This window comes from Herbaspirillum sp. YR522 (genome assembly GCF_000282575.1).
Classification (GTDB): Bacteria; Pseudomonadota; Gammaproteobacteria; order Burkholderiales; family Burkholderiaceae_D; genus Herbaspirillum.
The window spans coordinates 1-4146 of sequence record NZ_AKJA01000025.1 but is presented as its reverse complement, the minus strand read 5'-3'; the positions used below and the strand labels follow the sequence as shown (position 1 = coordinate 4146).

The 4146-nt window shown below is 64.2% G+C and carries 4 protein-coding genes; 3 read left to right on the top strand and 1 reads right to left on the bottom strand.

Translation table 11 applies throughout. The features are described from left to right. The first annotated feature begins 211 nt into the window (after positions 1-211). Together PMI40_RS04720 and PMI40_RS04715 are read left to right on the top strand one after the other, a co-directional pair. Positions 212-982, top strand: coding sequence for an SDR family NAD(P)-dependent oxidoreductase (locus tag PMI40_RS04720; RefSeq protein WP_008112672.1), 771 nt, complete (start codon positions 212-214; stop codon positions 980-982). 10 nt (positions 983-992) lie between these two features. Further along, positions 993-1790: an SDR family NAD(P)-dependent oxidoreductase gene (locus tag PMI40_RS04715; protein WP_008112671.1), complete on the top strand. Its 798-nt coding sequence runs from the start codon at positions 993-995 to the stop codon at positions 1788-1790. Between the two features lie 65 nt (positions 1791-1855). On the opposite strand, the gene PMI40_RS04710 is transcribed toward PMI40_RS04715, so the two are convergent. Beyond that, complete coding sequence (locus tag PMI40_RS04710; protein ID WP_008112670.1) at positions 1856-2764, bottom strand: LysR family transcriptional regulator; 909 nt, start codon at positions 2762-2764, stop codon at positions 1856-1858. Between the two features lie 178 nt (positions 2765-2942). Here PMI40_RS04710 and PMI40_RS04705 point away from each other — a divergent pair, with 178 nt between their 5' ends. Further along, positions 2943-4046: a sigma-54-dependent Fis family transcriptional regulator gene (locus PMI40_RS04705; RefSeq protein ID WP_008112668.1), complete on the top strand. Its 1104-nt coding sequence runs from the start codon at positions 2943-2945 to the stop codon at positions 4044-4046. The last annotated feature ends 100 nt before the right edge of the window (positions 4047-4146 follow it).

Here is a 4146-nt window from a genome sequence, read left to right as displayed (position 1 = left end):
CCGCCTGCGCCATCGGCAAGGTATCCCCGGATGGCGTGTTCAATCGCGTCTGGGGCTACCTGGCAGCGCTGGTGGTGGCCTTGCTGGTGGTGGCCTTCGTGCCGTGGATTTCCATCGGCTTCCTCTGAATTACCTTGCCTGGCCCGTGAGAGGCTAGCGATTCCAAAGTGGCGGTCCCCTGTCCGGGGCCGCCCACATCCTCGGAGACAACATGAACCAAAGCGATAACGGCGCCCGCGTGGCGCTGGTGACGGGCGCAGCCATGGGTATTGGCGCGGCCATCAGCGGCCAGCTGGCCGCACGGGGGTACACCGTGGTGGTGGCCGACATCGACCTGGACGCCGCACACACTGCCGCCGCCTCACTGCAAGCAGCTGGCCACCGCGCCACCGCCCTGCGCATGGATGTGGGCGACCCCGGCTCGATCGCCGAAGGCTTCGCCGCCATCGAGCGCGACCACGGCCGATGCGATGTCCTGGTCAACAACGCCGGCATCGCCAACACCGTGTCGTTCCTCGATTTTCCGGTCGACACCTGGCAAAAGACCATCAACATCAACGTCACCGGGGTACTGGTGGCGGGCCAGCACGCCGCGCGCCTGATGCTCAGGCACAAGTGGGGACGGATCATCAATATCTCGTCCATCTCGGGTATTCGCGCCGGCGCCGGCCGCACCGCCTATGGCACCTCCAAGGCCGCCGTGATCGGCCTGACGCGGCAGATGGCGATCGAGCTGGCCGAGCACGGCATCACCGTCAACAGCGTGGCCCCGGGGCCGGTCGATACGCCGATGACGCAGGCCTTGCATTCGGAGGCCACCCGCGAGAGCTACTACCGGCTGGTACCGATGCGCCGCTACGGCAGCACCGACGAGATCGCCAGTGCGGTCAGCTTCCTGGCGGGGGACGACGCATCCTACATCACCGGTCATGTGATTCCGGTCGATGGCGGCTTCGTCGCCGGTGGCGTCTTGAGCATCTGAGGAGAACGGCATGGACAAGCAGATGCAGGACAAGGTCATCATCGTCACCGGCGCCGGTTCGGTGGGCGAGGGCTGGGGCAACGGCAAGGCCGCCGCCGCCCTGTATGCCCGCGAAGGCGGCAAGGTACTGGCGGTCGATCGCAGCATCGAAGCGGCGCAGCAGACGTGCGATATCATCCGCGCCGAAGGCGGCATCTGCGAGGTGTTGGCTGCCGACGTATCCAGCTCGGCCGACGTGAAGGCCATCGCAGAGGCCGCCATGGATCACTTCGGCCAAGTCGACGTATTGCATAACAACGTCGGCATCGCCGAGACCGGCGGCCCGGTCGAGACCAGCGAGGAAAGCTGGAACCGGCTGGTGGCGGTCAACCAGACCAGCCTGTTCCTGACCCACAAGCATGTGCTGCCGATCATGGAGCAGCAGCGCCGGGGCGCCATCGTCAACATCTCGTCGCTGGCCGCACTGCGCTGGATCGGCTTTCCCTATCTGGGCTATACGGCGACCAAGGCGGCGATCCTGGCATTCACGAAGAACGTGGCGATGCAGTATGCGCCGCTGGGCATTCGCGCCAATTGCGTCCTGCCGGGCCTGATGGATACGCCGATGATCCGCGAGCCGCTCAAGGCCGCCTACGGTGGCGACGTCGAGCAGATGCGCGCCAAGCGCCATGCGCAATGCCCGATGGGATTCATGGGCGACGCCTGGGATGTGGCGCATGCGTCGCTGTTCCTGGCTTCGGACCATGCCCGCTACATCACCGGGCTGGACCTGATCGTCGACGGCGGCCTGTCATTGCGATGTAACTAGCTGGGCACACTTGCCGGGCAGGCGGTGGCGGCGCTGGTGCGCACCGGCGTGGCCGCCGCAGCCATTCAACCGACCGATGCCAGCGGCCGCAGCTTGCGCCAGACCTGCACGGCGGTATCGGCGAAGGTGCGGATGCAAGGGTTGGTGTTTTCACGGTTCCAGATCACCGCGACCTCGACCATCGGCGCGTTGACCAGCGGCTTGAAGACCGTGGTGTCGAGATGCATCGCCTGCATCGAGGTCGGCACCAGCGCCACCCCCAGGCCTTCACCGACCAGGTTGACGATGGTCTGCTGCAGGTTGGCTTCGAGCCGGATGGTCGGGCGAAAGCCGCTGGCCCGGCAATGGCTGACGATGATGTCGAACACCACCGGGGCGATCGCGCGCGGGATGCTGATGAACGGATCATCGGCCAGTTGCGCCACCGAAATGGAGGCCTGTCCCGCCAGCCGATGGTCGCGCGGCAACACCGCCAGCAATGGTTCGGCATAGATGGTGTGGCTGTCCAGGCGGCTGCAATCCTCGGGGCGATACATCACGCCGACGTCGACCTTCTCATCCTCGATGTCGGTCGCCAGCAGGTTGGGGACGTATTCGGTCAGGCGCATGTCGACCTCGGGATAGGCGGCCGAATAGTGCCGCGTCACCGATGGCAGGATGTTGTAGGCCGACGACATCATGAAGCCGACCCGCAATGCGCCGCTCTTGCCGGTGCTCGACGAGGCGGCATTGCGCTTGGCGCGCTCCAGTGCCTTGAAAATTTCTGTGGTGTCGCGATAAAAATATTTGCCGGCCGGGGTCAGCTGGATGGCCCGTTTGCTGCGGTCGAACAATTGTGCCCCGAGCTCCTTCTCGAGCGCTGCAATCTGCCGTGTCAACGGTGGTTGCGAGATATGCAGCAGTTCCGCCGCGCGGCCGAAATGCAGCGTTTCTGCTACGGTGCGGAAATAAGTCAGGTGTCTCAATTCGATCATTTCATACCTTCAAGGTATTGATTCTGTTCGAATATTGTATTGGAAGTTATCGGATTGTCTCGATATCCTTCGACGCAGAGGTGGCAAACTTGCGACCGCCTCGCAGCCGGCGAGCGCGCCACAAGCGTGCCTGCCCGCGACAAGAAGAAAAAGCAGTTCAAGACAGGAGACAAACACCATGCCGACATCATCGGTAGGCCATCCTCTGGCCAACGTCAGGACCGCACCACCATCTTCCCCCGCAGCTGCCTGCGCCTATCGCGGTATCGACCAGTTGTCGGGTGACGACCCGATCATGTGCGACCTGGTCCAACGGGGCAAGCGCCTGATCGATCGCGGCATCCCGGTATTGATCCTGGGCGAGACCGGTACCGGCAAGGAATACCTGTCGCGGGCATTGCACGCCTACAGCGCGCGGCGCGCGGCGGCATGGGTCGCGGTCAACTGCGCCTCGATTCCGGAGAGCCTGGCCGAGAGCGAGTTGTTCGGCTACTGCAAGGGCGCCTTTTCGGGGGCCTTGCCGGGGGGCATGAAGGGCAAGGTGCAGCAGGCCGACGGCGGCACCTTGTTCCTCGATGAGATCGGCGACATGCCGTTTTCGCTGCAGACCCGTTTGTTGCGGGTGCTGTCCGAACGCGAGGTGATTCCGCTGGGCGCCATGCGGCCGGTGCCGGTCGACCTGCAATTGATCTGCGCCACCCACCAGGACCTCAAGGCCCTGGTGGCCGAAGGGCGTTTCCGCGAAGATCTCTATTACCGGATTGCCGGCGGTGTACTACGCCTGCCATCGCTGCGCGATCGGGTCGACCGTCGACGCCTGGTGCTGCAGATGATCGCCGACGAATTGCAGCTCGATGGACCCGGGCATGACCGGATTGCACCGCTGGCGCTGCAACGCATGCTGGCCTATGGCTGGCCCGGCAACCTGCGCCAGATGCACGCGGTCGTGCGATACAGCTGCGCCGTGATGAATGGCGGGCGCATCGAGCTGCACGACCTGCCAGAAGAACTGATGCAATTCGACGCGAGCCAGGCGGCTCCACTCCGCCTTGCCGCGCATGTCCGGGTGCCGCAGCCACAAGCTGCCGTGCCTAGGCAACCCGGCGACGTGTTACGCGACGAACGTGACCGTGTCATCGATGCGCTTGTCGGCAGTCGCTGGAACATCTCGGCCGCATCGCGGCAACTGGGAATGTGCCGCGCCTCGCTGTACCGCAAGCTGCGCCAGCTGGATATTCCCCATGTGCGCGATCAGGTCATGCCGGTCTACGCGGCAGCCTGAAGCCGCATTTCATTTACCGAGCCGGGCAGGTGCCCGGCGTAATTCATTAGGAAGAGCATGAAAGTTTTCTACGACAAGGACGCCGACCTGTCCCTGATCA